Below are 15780 nucleotides of genomic sequence, written 5' to 3' on the forward strand. Positions count from 1 at the left end.
TCGCTTGCATGCGTGTGCCTTAAACATTCGAGGTCGCCCCGCGTATCCCTGCCGCAACCGTTTTCTTTGAACGGCAAAAAAAGACAGCCCGCATGCTGCCTAGGCTGTCTTTGCCCTGTCGTTCGCCCTCGAATCCGCTGTTTCCTTCAAGAGAGCCGCCGTTCCGAGGTTGCGGGAACGGCGGCTAACCGTTCTCTTAAGCGAGTTCTCCGCCTTTTCCCGGACGGTGGACACATACCCGGTTTCGTCCGGACTCCTTGGCTTGATAAAGGGCTTGATCGGCCGCTTCGATCAGCCCCTGCCGATCCAATCCTGTGCCCCATTCGGCTACGCCGAAGCTTGCCGTAATCTTGTATTTGCGCGAAGGCGATTCCGATTCCAGCTTTTCCCGGATTCGCTCGGCCGTAAGTCTCGCTTCTTCCAGCCTTGTCCCGGGCAGCAGCACAGCGAATTCTTCCCCGCCGAAACGCACCGGAATATCGCCCGGACCGACGCAGTCTTCAAGCCGCTTGGCCAGATGCTTCAACACAAGGTCGCCCTCCGGATGTCCCCATGTGTCGTTGAACAATTTGAACCGGTCGACGTCGAGCAGGATCAGGCTGAACGGATTATCGCGTTCGCTCTGTCCGTATTTGTCCGCGAGCATCTCCAGCGAATGATCGAAATGTCTGCGGTTCCATAATCCCGTCAGCGAATCGTGCAGAGCCATTTCCCGAATCCGGGTCGTTTCCGTCGCGTTTTCCAGCGCCGTGACGATCATGGGGGCCAGCAGTTCGAGGCGTTCCTTATCCTGTTGGGAAAAAGCGTTCCTGCCGCTGGACATCAGGTTCAGCACGCCGAAAATCCGGACTTCTTTTCTTAAAATGATATGCATGGAAGAACGAATTCCGTTCTCGTACAGTTTATCCGTGATGACGCCCTTGGCCCGGTACTGCGACCAGTCGGCATGAATCATCGAAAATCCGCCGCGCAGCAGATCGTACACGTCCCCTTCTTCTCCGCCGAGCGGAATGTCCTGCCGGGTAAACGAATCGTGCTCGAACAGCGCTTTGATCGAAAACCCGTATTTTTCGTTCTGGGTGATGACCGAGACCCGATCGCAGGGAACCAGCGACCGGATCGAATCCAAAGTCACCCGGTAAGCTTCTTCGATGCTGCGCGTCTGATTCAGCACATTGATCATCCGGTAGGTTTCTTTCAAGATAACCTTCTCCCTGGCCATCTCTTCGTGCATCATACCGAAACTGCCTACCAGACGACCGATTTCGTTGTCTTCGCGATAGGCCGGCAGCCCGGAATGAATATTGCCCGCTTCGTACGAAGCGACGGCTTCGTCCAGCTGGATGATCGGCCGGGTAATTCGGGTCAATCCTTTTTGCAGATAAAAGAGCATGATGAACTGGACCACGATGAATATCGCTCCGACTGCGCCGAACAAGTAATACAGATTGCGCAGCATGACCGCCCGGCGATCATCGCGCAGTTTTTCGACGATTTTCAGCGTATCTTCTTCCGCCGCCCGGAAAGTATCGAACTGCTGCTTGCCGCTCAGCAGTTCCGTTTTCGTAATCGTTCCGCCGGCCACGATCTTTCGGACCTGCGGATCTCCGTACTCGGTCTTCCACTTTATTCCTTCCTCGATCAGGGCGGCGACTTTTTCCTGCAAATCGGGATATTCCTTTACCCCTTCGCTCCCGTTCGACAGGCCCGCGGCGACTTTGGCGTATTTCTGCACGCCTTCGTCGAACGACTCGAGGAACTGCACGTCTCCGGTCAGCAGGAAGCCCCGCTGTCCCGTCTCCTGGTCGATCAGCGCGTTCTCGAGCATCAGCAGCTGAATGCGCAGATCGGCCGCCTGCCGTACCTTTTGATAATCGGCCCGTACGGAATGCGCCATGTAGCCGAACCCGAAAATGACATTCAACGCGAATATAATCATGAATAGGATATTGACTCTGATTAGATTGGAACCTACGAACTTTTTGCCCCGCAAAAGGTCCTGCAGCATTTTATTCATCTTATCTGCCTCCGCCAAGCATTTGCTGTCCACGTTATTTATATCTGCCGGCAGGGGTGTTTTTTTTAGCAAAAACAAGAAAAGCCGCCGGCAAAAATGCGGCGGCTTTCGATAAGACCTGTAGGGATTAAACCAGATTCCAGAACATGACCGTATTCGCGACTGTCACCAGAGTGAACAGAATCGTATTCACGAAGGCCGGCAGCCAGACGTTGTTCGTCTTCTCGAACAGCTTGCGGGCGTAGATCGCCGCGACGATAAGCACCGGAACCAGGGCGAACAGCAGGATGCCGTTCAGATTTTGGTCCGGATAGAGCGCGACGCCGCGGGCGAAATCGAGTCCGTACTGGGCGATGAGCCACAGGATCAGGCCGCCCACGTTCAGGAAGATCGCAAGCGCGTAGCCTCCTCTGCGCGAACGGGTATCCGCGTTCAGCGCGATCGCGCTGACGAAATAGTAGATCAGGAAGAACGGCATGTAGCGCAGCGCCGTCACGAAATGTTCGAACGTGAACGTGCGCACCGCGAACGTCCAAATGCGGAAGTCCGTGCCGAACACGGCCTGCACGGCGAACAGCAGCAGATAGCCGACCGCGACGGCGAGAGCCGCCGTGCACAGACTGGCGACGATCGTTACCGGATTCAGGCTGATGCCGTAATCCCCGAAGCTCGCGCCGGAACGCTTCTTGTTGAAGTAATAGAACGCGAACGTGATGAACGCCGTGATCGAAGCGGACACCAGCGCCCAGTAGACGATCTGGTTCGTCGTCGGTTCGTTGAAGAACGGGCTCAGCGGCACGATGCCGTCCGCCTTGGCGAACAAAATCCACAGGACGGCGGATACGATCGCGAGCACGGCGCCTCCGATGCCGACATGCTTCATCGCCGCGGATTTGCGGCCCGATACGAAGCCGACGACGGCGGACACGATCGACACGAACAGCAGCGCGATCGCGACGATCGTCAGGACGCGAAGTCCTCCGGCCTGCTTGTCCATCAGCGTCGGGAACAGGATCGCCGGAATCAGCGCGCTGAACACGATCGCGATCCAATACGCCGCCGTCTGTCCGCCGCGCAGCGGCTTGGCCAGAGGAGCGGTCACCGTCGTGACCGCTTTTTTCAGGAACGGCAGACGGAGCAGCAGCGCCGACAGCGGCACGATCATCAGGAAGAAGCCGATCATGGCCACGAAGTTGAACGCTTCCTTCAGCCACCAGATCTGATTGCCGGACGACAGGCCGGCATCGGTCTGGCTCGGCGAAGTGACGCCTTCGAACGCGTGGGCGTAGAAGTCGATCAGGTGACCGGTCGTCTCCGGCGAGAAATGATTCCACGGATGCGTCTGGTTCGGCGTGTAAATGATCCGTTCGCCGCCCTGCGACGGACGTACGATCTGATCTTCGACTTTCACGTCGCCGGAGTCGACCGTATAATACCGCCCGGCCTGCGCTTGTTCCGCGCTGTCCGGACCGAGTCCCAGGAAGGCGCGTCCCGACAGCGTTTTGGCGAAGTCTTTGCGCATGACGGTGCCTACGATTTCTTTCTCTTCGGCCGTCTTCTCTTCGTCGGACTTATTGAAGAAGAACTCGTCGTAACGGCCGGCGATCATGCCGACCGTGCGGCTGCCGTAAGCGGCCGTCAGCTGATCCTGCGGCGCGACGGCCGCGGCGTAAGAGAAGTCCGATCCGACCGAGATCCCGGTATAGATCATTCGGTGCCCGGCTTGAAGCGCATTCATTTCGTCCATGTACATGGCGAGCAGCGTGGAGAAGCCGCCCATGGAATGGCCGCTGACCGCGAGGTACGCGTTGCCGTTCTCGTCCTTTTTCGTGTAAGGCTGGTCGTACATATACTTGGCGGCGTCGAACTGGGAGTAGATCCAGAACGTCGAGAACTGCTCGCCGACCTTGATATCGCCGTCCCAACGCGAATCGCCGTGATCGTACATGTCGAGCGCCAGCACGATGTAACCGCGTCTCGACATTTCGATCGCCGGCGCGTCCTGCATTTCTTTCGTATTGAGATAGCCGTGGGTAGTCACGATGACCGGACGGGGATCGTCCGGGCCCGCTCCTTTCGGCATGTACAGCAGACCGTTCAGCGTGCCGTGGTCGGCTTTGAACGAGATTTCCTTGACGTTCACTTTATAAAAAGAAGTGTTGAACATGCCGGCAAGCCAGCTGCCCAGCAGAATCAGAACCAGGGACAAGGCCAGCAGGCCCGTCGGTTTCTTGAACAGATTGGATATCGTTTTCACAAATTCGGCTCCTCGCGATTGGATCGCATCAGTCTATGAAATGTCGCTTATGAAGGCAGGAGAAAAACCGGCGGTCCGGATTCCAGCCGTACCGCCGCCCCTTGTTTTTATTTGCGTTCCCGCTTATTCGTTCTTCTTACTTCAAGCTGTCCGACAGCGCCGCGAAGATCACGCCGAGAGCGTGCGCTCCCGCATCCGGATACCCGATGCTGCGCTCGCCGACCGCGCCCGCGCGGCCCATGCGCGCCACGATCTCCTCCGTCTTTTTGGCTCCCGTCGCGGCCGCTTCCGCGCCTTTGGCGAACGCCGTTTTGACGTCGTCACCGGCAGCCGCGCTCGCCGTCCAGGCGTCCGCGCACGGAACCAGCGCGTCGATCAGCGTCTTGTCGCCGACGACCGCCCCGCGGCCGAAAGACCGCTCGCCGGTCGACTGGATGCCGGCCACGGCGGCCTGCATCAGCTCCGCGAACCCGGAGACGTCCAGTTCCGTCTTGTCGCCCGCCGAGCGTCCGGCCGCGCGGAACGCGGAACCCCAGATCGGCCCGGAAGCGCCGCCGCAGTATTCCATGATGACGAGCGAGCACTCGTTCAGGAAACCGCCGATCGACTTGTCTTCATGGGCGAGGATGTCTTTCCATTCTCGCTTGAGCTGCTTGAAGCCTTTGGCGACGCTCATGCCGAAGTCGCCGTCGCCCGCGTGCGAGTCCAGCTCGCAGAACGGAATTTCGTTCTCGATGATGACCTCGCTCATCTTGTCGATCAGGTAGATCATGTTGCCCAGGGTAATCTTATCGCCCGATACCTTCGCGTATTCTTCCGGCGTCTCGACCTTGAACGAAGCCGGCAGATCGTCCGCGCCGGAACGGCGCAGTTCTTCGTAAGCCGGCGGCGCGACCGGACCGGACACTTTGAACGCCGGCGCGTCGCTTTCGCTCGACAGCAGATTTTTCAGCTCGTCGTCCAGCTTCATGAACGTGACGGAGATGCCCGCCATGTCGATGCTCGTCATGTAGTTGCCGACGAACGTACGGTTGATCTTGATCTTCTTCTCCGTCAGCTCGCGCGTGACGGCATGGTTGAACAGATACAGCTCCTGCATCGGAGTCGCGCCGAAGCCGTTGATCAGCAGCGCGATCTCTTCGCCTTCGCCGCCCGCGAGCTTCATGTCGCGGATCAGGTCCGATACGGTGTGAGCCGCCAGCTCGTCGGCCGTGACCATCTTCTCGCGGCGGATGCCCGGCTCACCGTGAATGCCGACGCCGTATTCGATCTCGTCTTCGCCGAGTTTGAACGTCGGCGTGCCTTTGGCCGGCACCGTGCAGGACGTCAGCGCGAAGCCGATGCTGCGCACGTTCGCCGCCGCTTTCTCGGCGGCCGCCTTGACCTCGGCCAGGCTGCGGCCTTCTTCGGCCGCGGCGCCCGCGATCTTGTGCACGAGCACCGTGCCCGCCACGCCGCGGCGTCCGACGGTATAGAGGCTGTCCTCGACGGCGATGTCGTCGTCGACGCGGACGTAATCGACCTCGATGCCGTCTTCGCCCGCCAGATGGGCGGCGTTCTTGAAGTTCATCATGTCGCCGCTGTAATTTTTGATGATGAGCAGCGCGCCCTTGTCCCCGGCGGTCGCTTTGATCGCCTGGTACACCTGAATCTGCGAAGGCGAAGCGAATACGTCGCCGCAGACCGCCGCGTCCAGCATCCCTTTGCCGACAAAGCCGGCGTGCGCCGGTTCGTGGCCGCTGCCCCCGCCGCTGATCAGCGTGACTTTGTTCGCGTTCGGTTCTTTTTTCTTGATCACTTTATATTTCTGCACGAATTCCAGCTCGGGATGCGCCAGCGCAAGCCCGCTGCACATTTCCATAACAAGATCTTCCGGTTTGTTGATGACTTTTTTCAAAACGTGAACCCTCCTCTTTCTCTTCCGGGCTTAAAGCCCTTTGGACGCTTTGTACGCGCTGCCGATTCGGTCGGCCGCCTGAACGGCTGCCGCCACCTCTTCTACCGTAACCGGGAAAGGCATGGCATGAATCGATTCTTCCGGGATGCAGGCTTTTTCCGCCACTTCCAGCAGCTCTTCGCGGGTCATCGACTCCACGCCGATATCCGCCAGGCAGACCGGCAGACCGACCGAGAGGCAGAAGTCCATCACCTGGTTCAGTTCTTCGGTCGGGGCATTCTCCAGCACCAGCTGCGCGATCGTGCCGAACGCCACTTTTTCGCCGTGGAAGTAATGGTGCGTGCCTTCCAGCGCCGTCAGGCCGTCGTGGATCGCGTGGGCGGCCGCCAGGCCTCCGCTTTCGAAGCCGAGACCCGACAGCAGGATGTTCGTTTCGACGATGTTTTCCAGCGCCTGAGTCACGACGTTCGCGTCGCAGGCCGCTTTCGCCTTCAATCCGTCGCGCAGCAGCATCTCGTAGCAGAGCGTCGCCAGCGCCATGGCCGCGTTCGTGCCGAACGCCGGAGCCGTCAGCCCTTCGCGGACGCCGCTCGGCAGTCCCGCGTTGACTTTCGAGTACGAACGCGACGTCGCGCGGGCTTCGAAATACGTGGACAGCGCGTCGCCCATGCCGGAGACGAGGAATCTCGTCGGCGCGTTCGCGATGACGGTCGTGTCGACCAGCACCACGCTCGGGCTCTGCTTGAAGTACGCATAATCGTCGAACGCGCCTTCCGGCGTGTACAGCACGGCGGAGTGGCTGGTCGGCGCGTCCGTCGCGGCGATCGTCGGGCAGATGATCAGCGACTCGCCTTTCGCCACGCACTTGGCCGCGTCGATCGCTTTGCCTCCGCCGAGGCCTACGATGCAGTCGCAGTTGTTTTCCGCCGCGATCCGCTCGAGACGCGCCACTTCCTGACGGGAGCATTCGCCCATAAAACCGCTTTCAACGAAAGTGACTCCGAACTTCTCCGCGGTAGCGTCGAGCTTGTCTTTGACGCGCGCCGCGTCGTCCGGATGGGCGATCAGCAGAGCCGACTTGCCGAACGAGCCGACGAAGTAACCCAGATTCAGCAGTTCGTTTTCTCCCTGTACATACTTCGACGGGCTGATAAAAGCTTTTCTCATAATAATTCCCTCCGTTTATAAAATGAATGTGCCGGCCGTGACCGGGTGCCTGAAGAGTGCGATAAAAGTGGCTAAATTGTGTCTTGGCCGCGCTTTCCTCCATGATAATCCACAAATTTTAGGTTTACATTGGACTTTAAGAGCAATATATTATAATCTGCAATCGTAATTTAATGTACTTCGCCTGCGAAATGGCACCTTTTTGTCATCGCTTACAACTTCTTTTTATCATTAATCAGTGTTCAAAATCCCATTTCCGAAAGAAGGAATCCCCGTGATCGGCGAACACCTCAGCATTCAAAAAATTTTCGATCTGCCAAAATGGGAGCGCCTTCAAGATTCCCTTGCCTCCGTCACCAAGCTGGCGATTCTGACCGTTGATTACAAAGGCAACGCCGTCACCAGCCACAGCGGCTGCCAGTCGTTCTGCAAAGCAGTGCGCCAGGACGAAGACCTGCTGCCCTACTGCCAGAAATGCGATTCGCGCGGCGGGCTGGAAGCGGTCCGTTCGAATAAACCTTACATCTATCTCTGCCATTACAACATCATCGATATCGCGGTTCCCGTCATCATCGACGACAAATACATAGGCGCCGTCATGGCTGGACAGGTCCGGCTCTCCGATCCTTCCGGTTCGGCCGAACTGGAACAAATTCTGACGTCCAAGAACCGCAAACTGTACAGCGAAAAATGGGAAAAGCTGAAGGACCATTACGCCGACCTTCCCGTCATGTCCTACCAGGAAATCGTCACGATCGCAGGCATGCTCTCGCTGCTGTGCAGCTATATCGTGGAAGAGGCGCTGAACAAAAATTTGATCGTGGAAATGTTCGAAAAAGCGTCTTCTTCCGGCACCGGCGCCTCTCCACGTCTGTCCGATATTCTGCCCGGCTATACGATGAAAAATCTGGAGAACGTGCGCAAGGAAATGACCCATATTTTGGCCGGAGCCTATTTGGGCGCCGAAGAAGAAGAGGGCGAACGATGCGCCAACCCGGTGCTGAAGCCCGCTTTCGATTATTTGTATGCGCACAAAAGCGAATCCGTCCCGCTGAAAAAGATGGCCGAACTCTGCCATATCAGTCCCAGCTATTTCAGCCGCCTGTTCGCCAAAGAAACGGGAGAAAGCTATTCCGGTTATACGGCCCGCCTGAAGATCAAATGGGCGAAGCAGCTGCTTGAGAACACGGACATGCCGGTGGCGCAGATCAGCGGCGAGTTGGGCTTCAACGAGCCGGGATACTTTATCAAAACGTTCAAAAAGTACGAAGAAATCACGCCCGCCGTATATCGCAAGTATTATAAATCGTAACGAAAAACGGCGAATCGATGCCGGTCTTCGAGCCAACGGCCGCTGGTTCAGCGGAAAGCTCGACCGCAGCTTCGGCAATCCGTCGCTGTGGGTGAGCCCGTAAGCGTAAGCGTGCCGGAAACTTGCGCCGCCGAACAATTTCGGCGGCTTTTCGCGTGTCGCGGGTCTTTATTTCGGGTTATGAGTTATAGTAGAGTGATCGTTCTATCTATTTATGGAGGTATCGACATGAGCACAAAAAAAGAAGACCTGCTTCACATGGCCGAAATTTTGTTTTACGATCATGGCTTTCATTCGATCGGATTGAAAAAAATCGTAAGCGACTCGGGCATCGCCTTAATGACTTTATACAACCATTTCGGTTCCAAAGACGAGCTTGCGACGGAAGTGCTGAAGCGCCGCGAAGAACGGTATATGGATCATCTGACGTTCTTCGATACTTATCTTCGGGACAACGGCGAGCATCCCGACTCCGCGTTCGTGCGGATCGCGGTCGCCCACGCCCGCTGGCTGACCGACCATTCCTCCAAAGGCTGCCTGTTTCTGCGCGCCAAAGAGGAATACGGTTCGAAACCCGACCATCCGATCGTCGAATTGGCGAACGGCCACAAGCGTCGGCTGAAGGAATTCGTTCAGGCTTCGGATCCTTTGCGTTCCCCGGAAGAAACGCTGCGGCTCTGCCTCCTGTTGGAAGGATCGACGGCTCTGGCCGAGAGCGAGAGTGCGGATACGGTCGCGCGCGAGCTGGTCACCATGGCCGAGCTGCTGTTTCCCCCGGCGGGCGCTTCGCGCAGCAAGCCCTAGTTTTGAGCGGTTCCGCGCGACCGATTCTGCGCCCTCCGTCCTCCGCGATGCCGGCGGGATGCCTGCCGCGCCCCGCGGGATGGGGATTCGCGGGACGAGGGGAGCGGTACCTGATCTCTTTTTTAAGGTGCTGCTTTTTTGGACAAAATATAGTGATCGTTCTATCTAAATTTTTCAAAAAAGAAAGAGGCGAAGAACTATGAAATCGATCCTTCTCCCCGGAATGGCCTTAGTCGCGCTCTGTTACGCATTTGCCAGGTTCGCTTTCGGCTTGTTTCTGCCCGAAATCTCGGAAGAGCTCGGAATCGGCAGCGCGGCGGCCGGTTTGATGCAGGCCCTCAGCTACGCCGCGTATGCGTCAGGCCTGCTCTCCGCTTCTTTCGCGCTGCGAATTGCCGGAACGAAACGGACCCTTCTGCTTACGGCTCTGCTTGCCGTTGCGGGATTGACCGGCATCGCGCTGTCTCCGGGCCCGTACTGGCTGGCAGCCGGTTTGTTCGTCGCAGGCGTCAGCACGGGCTGGGTATCTCCCGCATTGGGGCATCTCGTCGGCGAGAGCGTCGAAGAGGCGCGGCGCGACGGTTTGAACGCGCGGCTCAACAGCGGAACCAGTCTGGGAATCGCCGTGTCGGGACCGGCGGCGCTGCTGCTGGCCGGGCATTGGCGCGGCGCTTACGGCTTGTTCGCCCTGATCGGCCTGCTCGTCATCGCGGCGCTGGCAAAAAGAGTCCCATACGGTTCGGGAAGGGCGCCCGCACGGACAGAACTGGTACAGGAAGCGCGCCGCTCCGGACTTCTTCTCCCCGCCTCCCTGCTGACGGGAGCCGGCTCCGCGGTTTATTGGACTTATTTTATGAGCCACCTGCAGTCGGAGCAAGGCGTTTCCGCTCAGACGTCATCGCTGTACTGGATCGCGATCGGCGTCGCCGGGCTCGCGGGCGGCCTGGGAGGGCAGGCGGTTCGGCGATTCGGCCTGCGCCGGGCTTATGCCGCGGGGGTTCTGCTTCTGTCGCTTTCGATCGCCGCGGTCCCTTTGGCGTCGCCTTGGATCAATTTGTTGTCGGCCGCTTCCTTCGGAGCCGCCTATATGTTCCTGACCGGACTGTTCATTCTGTGGGGGACAGGCGCATCGAAAGCCGCGGCGGCGCAGATCTCCCTCTCTTTCCTGGCGCTCGGCGTCGGCCAAGCCGCCGGTTCATGGACAGCCGGCGGCTTGATCGAAGCGGTCGGCTACGATCAGACTTTCCTGATCTTTGCCGCCGTCTCGCTGGCGGGACTCGCCATTAAACCGCCTGTCCGAAATATTTCTCAATAACCGATTTTGATCGACTGCCCTTCGACCGCTATGCCCGGCGACAGCTTCAGCGGCAGACGCTGCTCCACGGAAAATCCGATCGTTTCGCCGTCACGCAGCGTCGCGCCGCAGTCCACGATGTAACCCGCGATGTTGAACGTCAGCTCGAACACATCGGCCAGATCCCGGCGCGAACGAAGCACTTCGATCTCTTCGTGCCCGAAATTGCGAAGCCCTACCGTATAGGACGACACGCCTTCCTCCTCCTCGTACAGCCCTACGAATACCCACAGCTGCACCGGCAGTTCGCCTTCCTTAAGCAGCATGGCGTTTTGGACGTATGCCTCGGCCGACACGACCATCGGCGACATATACAGAGCCAGCGCGTGCTCCTGCTTCAGCATGCTGCACAGCACCTGGGTAAAAAGCACATGGCCGCCGAGCGGATCGGCGATTCCGGATACCGATACGATCACATGGGCGCGGTAGCCGTCGATCGACTGCGCGGCTTCCGGCCAGAGCGGGTTGACGCTGCAGCACTCTTCCACTTCGTCGCCGGGAAGAGGAGCGCGTACCAGCGAGCAGGTCACCGTCAACCCGTCGGCTTCGAATTCCATCATCCCGTGCTCCGGCAGCGCGGAAATTCCGAGATCCCAATCGTTTTTCAGATTGCGGATGAAACGCGGAAAATCGCATTCCCGCTCGCGCAGCAGCACGAAGCCGAGCAGCGACTGTCCGGCTTCGACCGGACGCTTGCTGCGCTTGTTTCGCTTCCGTTCCTCACCGAAGCGTTCGAACAATTCCATCATGATGCCCCCTTTTCGGAAAATTATATGTATAATCAAATATTTATTTACCCTTTACCTGGCAAAAATCAGCCCAAAAAAGCGCAACTCCTGCCGGAGACTTAAGAAATGCCGTCCTACAGCGCAGGTTAATAACCAAAAGTCTAAAGCTCACACGGAAAATAATAGGCAAATCGGCACCCGAATCGTTTTCATTCCCGCAGCCGTCCGGCACTCCGCCGCGCGTATTGGTGCTATAATGGAACACGATTCGCCTTTCGGCGAAAACCCGATCGAAAGAAGATGAAGCCTCCGATGATTGTCCAGATTTTGCTTAACGTCGTACTGCCTGTCTTCGTCCTGATTATCGCGGGCTCGTTGATGCAGCGGCTGTTTCGACTCGACCTGTATACCCTGTCCAAAATAAACTTCTATTACATTACGCCCGCCGTCGTTTTTATGAGCTTGTATCAATCCAATATTTCGTTCGAGCTGCTCGGCAGCGTGGCGCTTTTTTACAGCCTTTATATCGGGGTACTTTACTTGATTTCGTTCGCGCTAACCCGTTCGCTGAAATATTCGGGCGGCATGAAAGCAGCCTTCACGAACAGCGTTCTGCTGGACAACTCCGGCAACTACGGGCTGCCCATCAATCAGCTTGTATTCGCCGGCGCGCCGCTTGCGGCCTCGATCCAGGCGCTGATCATGTCGTTCCAGAGTCTGCTGACGTTTACGTACGGCGTCATCTCGATTCAGGGAGCCAAGCTGAGCGGAAACTATCGCAGCGTCCTGATCGGCTTTTTGAAAATGCCGGTCCCGTACGCGCTCGTGCTCGGATTCGTATTTCACGTCTTTTCCGTGCCTCTGCCGAATTTCGTTACGCAGCCGCTCGGCTATATTCAAAATTCGATGGTTGCGGTCGCCCTGCTCACGCTCGGCGCCCAGATCGTCAAATATCCGCTGAGGCTCGGCCGGCTCGATATTTATTTCAGCATGATTCTGCGGCTGATCGCGGCTCCCGTTATCGGTTACCTGCTTATTTTGGCGCTCGGTCTCGAAGGGCTTCCGGCGCAGGCGCTGCTAATCGCTTCCGGCATGCCGACCGGCGTCAATTCTTCCATTCTGGCCGAAGAATACCGCAACGAACCGGATTTCGCCGCCCAGACGGTACTGGTCTCGACGATTCTCAATATTGTCACGGTCACTATCCTCATTACGGTCGCCCGGGGCCTCTAGACTGAGACATCCTTCACAGCTCCGCGGCCCCGAGCCCGCTACAATGGAACAGTTCGCTTGACGCGCAGGCTGCCGAACGCAAAAATCCCGCAGCGGCGGACTTTACGTCCGTCTATCCGCTGCGGGATTTTTGGTTCGGATACGGGTCTTCGGATGGACGACGCCGCGCGGATCGCGCGCACGCCGCCAGGAGGCCTCCGGCTTTTACATGCGGAATGCCGTCGTCTTGTCGAGCAGACGTCCGGTCATGCGGTTCAGTTCTTCCGACGAAGAGGACAGTTCCTGCATGATCGCCGTCTCTTCGTGAATCGAACTGGAAATTCGTTTGGCTTCTTCCGCGAACAGCATCGCCCGTTCGCTGATTTCGCCGGCGTGACGATGCGCCAGGTCTACGCGGCCGGTCTGCTGCGAGATCATCGTTTCGATGCTGCGCACCGAAGACACCATGCTGTCGACCGCGGCTCCCAGCAGTTCAAGCTTCTCTTCGACGGCGCCGGTATGCTGCGCCTCGCGCGTTACCCGTTCGCCCTGCTGCTGGATCAGCGCCACCGTATCGCGAACCTGATCCTGAATGCGGCGAATCAGATCGCCGATCTGCCCGACGGAATCCGCGCTCTGTTCGGACAGCTTGCGAATTTCGTGCGCCACGACCGCAAATCCGGAACCGTGTTCGCCGGCCCTCGCCGCTTCGATCGAAGCGTTCAGCGCGAGCAGATGGGTCTGTTCGGCGATATCGCGAATCGAGCGGTTGATGACTTCGATGTCCGCGGCTTCGCGTTCCAGGCGAAGAACCATCTCTTCCGAGCGGACGCTGGAAGCGGCGAGCTCGTCCATTCCCTCCCGAAGCGAAAAAAAGATGTCGCGGGTCGTGCGAACGGAGTCTTCCATACCGCCGGACAGGCCGATCATTTCTTCCGAACTGTGCTTCATGCCGCGAAACGCTTCGAGCATTTCGTCGGCATTGCGGCGCGAACTTTCCGTGGACTGCTGCTGATGCTCGACCCCTTCGTAAATCCGATCGACGCCGCCCGAGATTTCCTCGATTTGATCGGCGGCTTCGGAAATGGCGGCGCTCATCATGCGCACGTTCTCGGAAGTCACTCCCGCACCGGAAGCGATATCTTCAACCATATCCCGCAGACTGCCCACCATTTGGCGAAACGCGTCGTTCAAAACGGTAATTTCGTCCTGCGTCCCGCGAACGGGCACGTCGACGGCCAAGTTCCCGTCCGAGACTTCGCGCGCCGTCTTGGCGAGCCGAACGAGAGGCTTGGTCAGCAGTTTCGAGACGAGCCAGCCCAGAACCCCGCTCCAAAAGACGCCCAGCAGCAAAATGATGACCGTGTACAGCCAATCGGCCATCGAAGGAGCGATATAAGCTTTCAAAAAGAAAATAAAAAAAGCGCTTGTCGCATAAGTCACGCCGGAAATCAAAACAAAACCGGCGACCATTTTGGTTCCTAGATTCCACTTCATCTGCAATGTCCCCCAACTCTTCGATTCCGGGTTCCGCCCTCCGCGATCGACAATCGCGCGGGACGCCGATTCCGGCCGGTCTCCGCCGTCCCCCCCGGAACAGACGCTTTCGGCCTTCTTCAAACCCGCTTGTTATTCTTTATATCGAATTTGTAAACGCTTCAATTAACAAAAAAACAAATTTGTTTATCCTCCTTCCTTACACGCCCCCTGCGTGCCTCCGGTGCCAATCACGATCTCCTTTTTTCAACCCGAGACGATTATCCCACATTGACCGGGCGGTTTGAACCCCTTCGGCAAAAGAAAATAGGCCCTTTCTTCACGAAAGGACCCATTCCGATACGATTAACGTTTGTCGTGCCAGAAGTTGACCGGAGTCGTTTGACCGTCAATGACTTCGAACGTAAAGCCTTCGGCTTTGAGCGTCTTCAGCACTTCCGGCAGCACTTTGAGCGTCGCCGGCTGGTCGTGCATCAGCACGATTGGGACCGTTCCCTGTTTTTCTACCGTTTCGATCTGCTGCAGTACGCTTCGGATGACCTTGTTGTGATCGGTCTTGTACTTCCAGTCCTCCGAATCGACGTTCCAATCCCATAAATGGAATCCCGCGGACATCATTTTGTTGCGGTAAGCTTCCGTGAAATAAGGTTTGCTGCCGTAAGGCGTCCGGATCAATGTCGTGTCGATGCCCGCCGCGCTGCGCAGCGCTGCGTTATCCTGTTCCATCTCCTTCAAAGCGGAAGCCGGAGAAGCGTAAAATTTGCTTTTGACATGCGTCATGCCGTGCAGGCCCGCCGCGTTCCCGGACTGCACCAGACGCTTGACCGCGTTCGGGTAAGAAGCGATATTCGGCCCCAGCATGAAGAACGTGCCGCGCGCGCCGTACTTGTCCAAAATATCGAGCAGCTCGCCGGTATGCGCCGTCGGTCCGTCGTCGAAGGTCAAGTAAATCGGCTTAGTCGGAACCGGCTTCTGCTGCTGCGGCTTGTCTTCGGTCTTGCCCCGGCCGCCGTCCTCCGTGCCGCGGTTCTGCAGAACGAAATCCTGAAGACTGAGCTTCTGCTTGCCGCTCGTGATCCGAACCACGGGCACGCCGGCATCGTAAGCGACGCCGAAATGGAAAGCACTCTTAAGCAGGGAAGCCGGAATCATCGTGCGACCTGCGCTGACGTAGGTCTTGAGCGGGGCCGTTTGACCGCCGCTGATCGCCTCCTGCGCGCCCGGAACGATCGTGATGCGATGCTTGCTGCCCGTGAGTACGATCTTTTCGTTCGTGCCGCTGACCGCCAGATGAATCTTGTTCGACGTTTCGCGCAGCGGGACGTACAAGGCGCCGTCCTTCATTTCCGCTTTGATGCCCGTCAATTCGTCATTATAACCCAGCGGAATTTCGCGAACGCCGGACGCTTCCGCCCGCGGCACCGCCGCCAGAAGCAGCAGCGCTGTCAGACAGACAAGCCCTCCGCTTTTCCAAATCCTTTTCCAATCGAAGCTTTTCATTGTCCCTACCTCCGTTTTTTTCCGGGGGGCCGCTC

Annotated in this window: 11 protein-coding genes; 4 read left to right on the forward strand and 7 right to left on the reverse strand. The window is 57.9% G+C overall.

Annotated features, from left to right (window positions below; genetic code table 11):
* Positions 1-196: 196 nt before the first annotated feature.
* The 4 genes from GYN08_RS07030 to GYN08_RS07045 all read right to left on the reverse strand — a co-directional run bounded on the left by GYN08_RS07030 (position 197) and on the right by GYN08_RS07045 (position 7338).
* On the reverse strand, positions 197-2017 hold the full coding sequence (locus GYN08_RS07030; protein WP_235945968.1) for a sensor domain-containing diguanylate cyclase: 1821 nt from the start codon (positions 2015-2017) through the stop codon (positions 197-199).
* A 127-nt stretch (positions 2018-2144) separates the two neighbouring features.
* A complete protein-coding gene (locus GYN08_RS07035; RefSeq protein ID WP_166273452.1) occupies positions 2145-4274 on the reverse strand; it encodes a serine aminopeptidase domain-containing protein in 2130 nt (709 codons plus the stop codon).
* Between the two features lie 136 nt (positions 4275-4410).
* On the reverse strand, positions 4411-6171 hold the full coding sequence (gene dhaK / locus GYN08_RS07040; protein WP_166273454.1) for a dihydroxyacetone kinase subunit DhaK: 1761 nt from the start codon (positions 6169-6171) through the stop codon (positions 4411-4413).
* 30 nt (positions 6172-6201) lie between these two features.
* On the reverse strand, positions 6202-7338 hold the full coding sequence (locus GYN08_RS07045) for a glycerol dehydrogenase (protein ID WP_166273456.1): 1137 nt from the start codon (positions 7336-7338) through the stop codon (positions 6202-6204).
* A 274-nt stretch (positions 7339-7612) separates the two neighbouring features.
* Here GYN08_RS07045 and GYN08_RS07050 point away from each other — a divergent pair, with 274 nt between their 5' ends.
* The 3 genes from GYN08_RS07050 (at position 7613) to GYN08_RS07060 (ending at position 10769) form a co-directional block, all read left to right on the forward strand.
* Positions 7613-8650, forward strand: coding sequence for a PocR ligand-binding domain-containing protein (locus GYN08_RS07050; protein ID WP_166273458.1), 1038 nt, complete (start codon positions 7613-7615; stop codon positions 8648-8650).
* A gap of 228 nt (positions 8651-8878) precedes the next feature.
* Entirely contained in the window at positions 8879-9454 is a 576-nt protein-coding gene (locus GYN08_RS07055) for a TetR/AcrR family transcriptional regulator (protein WP_166273460.1), read from the forward strand.
* A 199-nt stretch (positions 9455-9653) separates the two neighbouring features.
* Positions 9654-10769 carry an MFS transporter gene (locus GYN08_RS07060; RefSeq protein ID WP_166273462.1) on the forward strand — a complete coding sequence of 372 codons (1116 nt, stop codon included), beginning with the start codon at positions 9654-9656 and terminating at the stop codon, positions 10767-10769.
* On the opposite strand, the gene GYN08_RS07065 is transcribed toward GYN08_RS07060, so the two are convergent.
* The gene (locus GYN08_RS07065) at positions 10763-11557 is read right to left on the reverse strand and encodes a DUF4261 domain-containing protein (protein WP_166273464.1); all 795 of its coding nucleotides are present in this window, start codon (positions 11555-11557) and stop codon (positions 10763-10765) included. The two genes, GYN08_RS07060 and GYN08_RS07065, sit on opposite strands and share 7 nt — an antisense overlap.
* 291 nt (positions 11558-11848) lie before the next feature.
* On the opposite strand from GYN08_RS07065, the gene GYN08_RS07070 reads away from it, so the two are divergent.
* Positions 11849-12769 carry an AEC family transporter gene (locus tag GYN08_RS07070; protein WP_166273466.1) on the forward strand — a complete coding sequence of 307 codons (921 nt, stop codon included), beginning with the start codon at positions 11849-11851 and terminating at the stop codon, positions 12767-12769.
* A gap of 204 nt (positions 12770-12973) precedes the next feature.
* Here the strand turns inward: GYN08_RS07070 and GYN08_RS07075 are convergent, their stop codons facing one another.
* Both GYN08_RS07075 and GYN08_RS07080 read right to left on the reverse strand, forming a co-directional pair.
* Positions 12974-14245: a methyl-accepting chemotaxis protein gene (locus GYN08_RS07075; protein WP_166273468.1), complete on the reverse strand. Its 1272-nt coding sequence runs from the start codon at positions 14243-14245 to the stop codon at positions 12974-12976.
* A gap of 345 nt (positions 14246-14590) precedes the next feature.
* Positions 14591-15745, reverse strand: a complete 1155-nt coding sequence (locus tag GYN08_RS07080; protein ID WP_235945973.1) for a polysaccharide deacetylase family protein — start codon at positions 15743-15745, stop codon at positions 14591-14593.
* Positions 15746-15780 lie beyond the last annotated feature (35 nt).

This window comes from Saccharibacillus alkalitolerans (genome assembly GCF_011090185.1).
In the GTDB taxonomy this organism is placed as follows: Bacteria; Bacillota; Bacilli; order Paenibacillales; family Paenibacillaceae; genus Saccharibacillus; species Saccharibacillus alkalitolerans.

What these genes read in the sequence shown, in the direction of transcription:
- GYN08_RS07065 (WP_166273464.1), bottom strand. Translation starts at nt 11,557, where the DNA reads ATGATGGAATTGTTCGAACGCTTCGGTGAGGAACGGAAGCGAAACAAG.
- GYN08_RS07030 (WP_235945968.1), bottom strand. Translation starts at nt 2,017, where the DNA reads ATGAATAAAATGCTGCAGGACCTTTTGCGGGGCAAAAAGTTCGTAGGT.
- GYN08_RS07055 (WP_166273460.1), top strand. Translation starts at nt 8,879, where the DNA reads ATGAGCACAAAAAAAGAAGACCTGCTTCACATGGCCGAAATTTTGTTT.
- GYN08_RS07070 (WP_166273466.1), top strand. Translation starts at nt 11,849, where the DNA reads ATGATTGTCCAGATTTTGCTTAACGTCGTACTGCCTGTCTTCGTCCTG.
- GYN08_RS07045 (WP_166273456.1), bottom strand. Translation starts at nt 7,338, where the DNA reads ATGAGAAAAGCTTTTATCAGCCCGTCGAAGTATGTACAGGGAGAAAAC.
- GYN08_RS07075 (WP_166273468.1), bottom strand. Translation starts at nt 14,245, where the DNA reads ATGAAGTGGAATCTAGGAACCAAAATGGTCGCCGGTTTTGTTTTGATT.
- GYN08_RS07060 (WP_166273462.1), top strand. Translation starts at nt 9,654, where the DNA reads ATGAAATCGATCCTTCTCCCCGGAATGGCCTTAGTCGCGCTCTGTTAC.
- GYN08_RS07080 (WP_235945973.1), bottom strand. Translation starts at nt 15,745, where the DNA reads ATGAAAAGCTTCGATTGGAAAAGGATTTGGAAAAGCGGAGGGCTTGTC.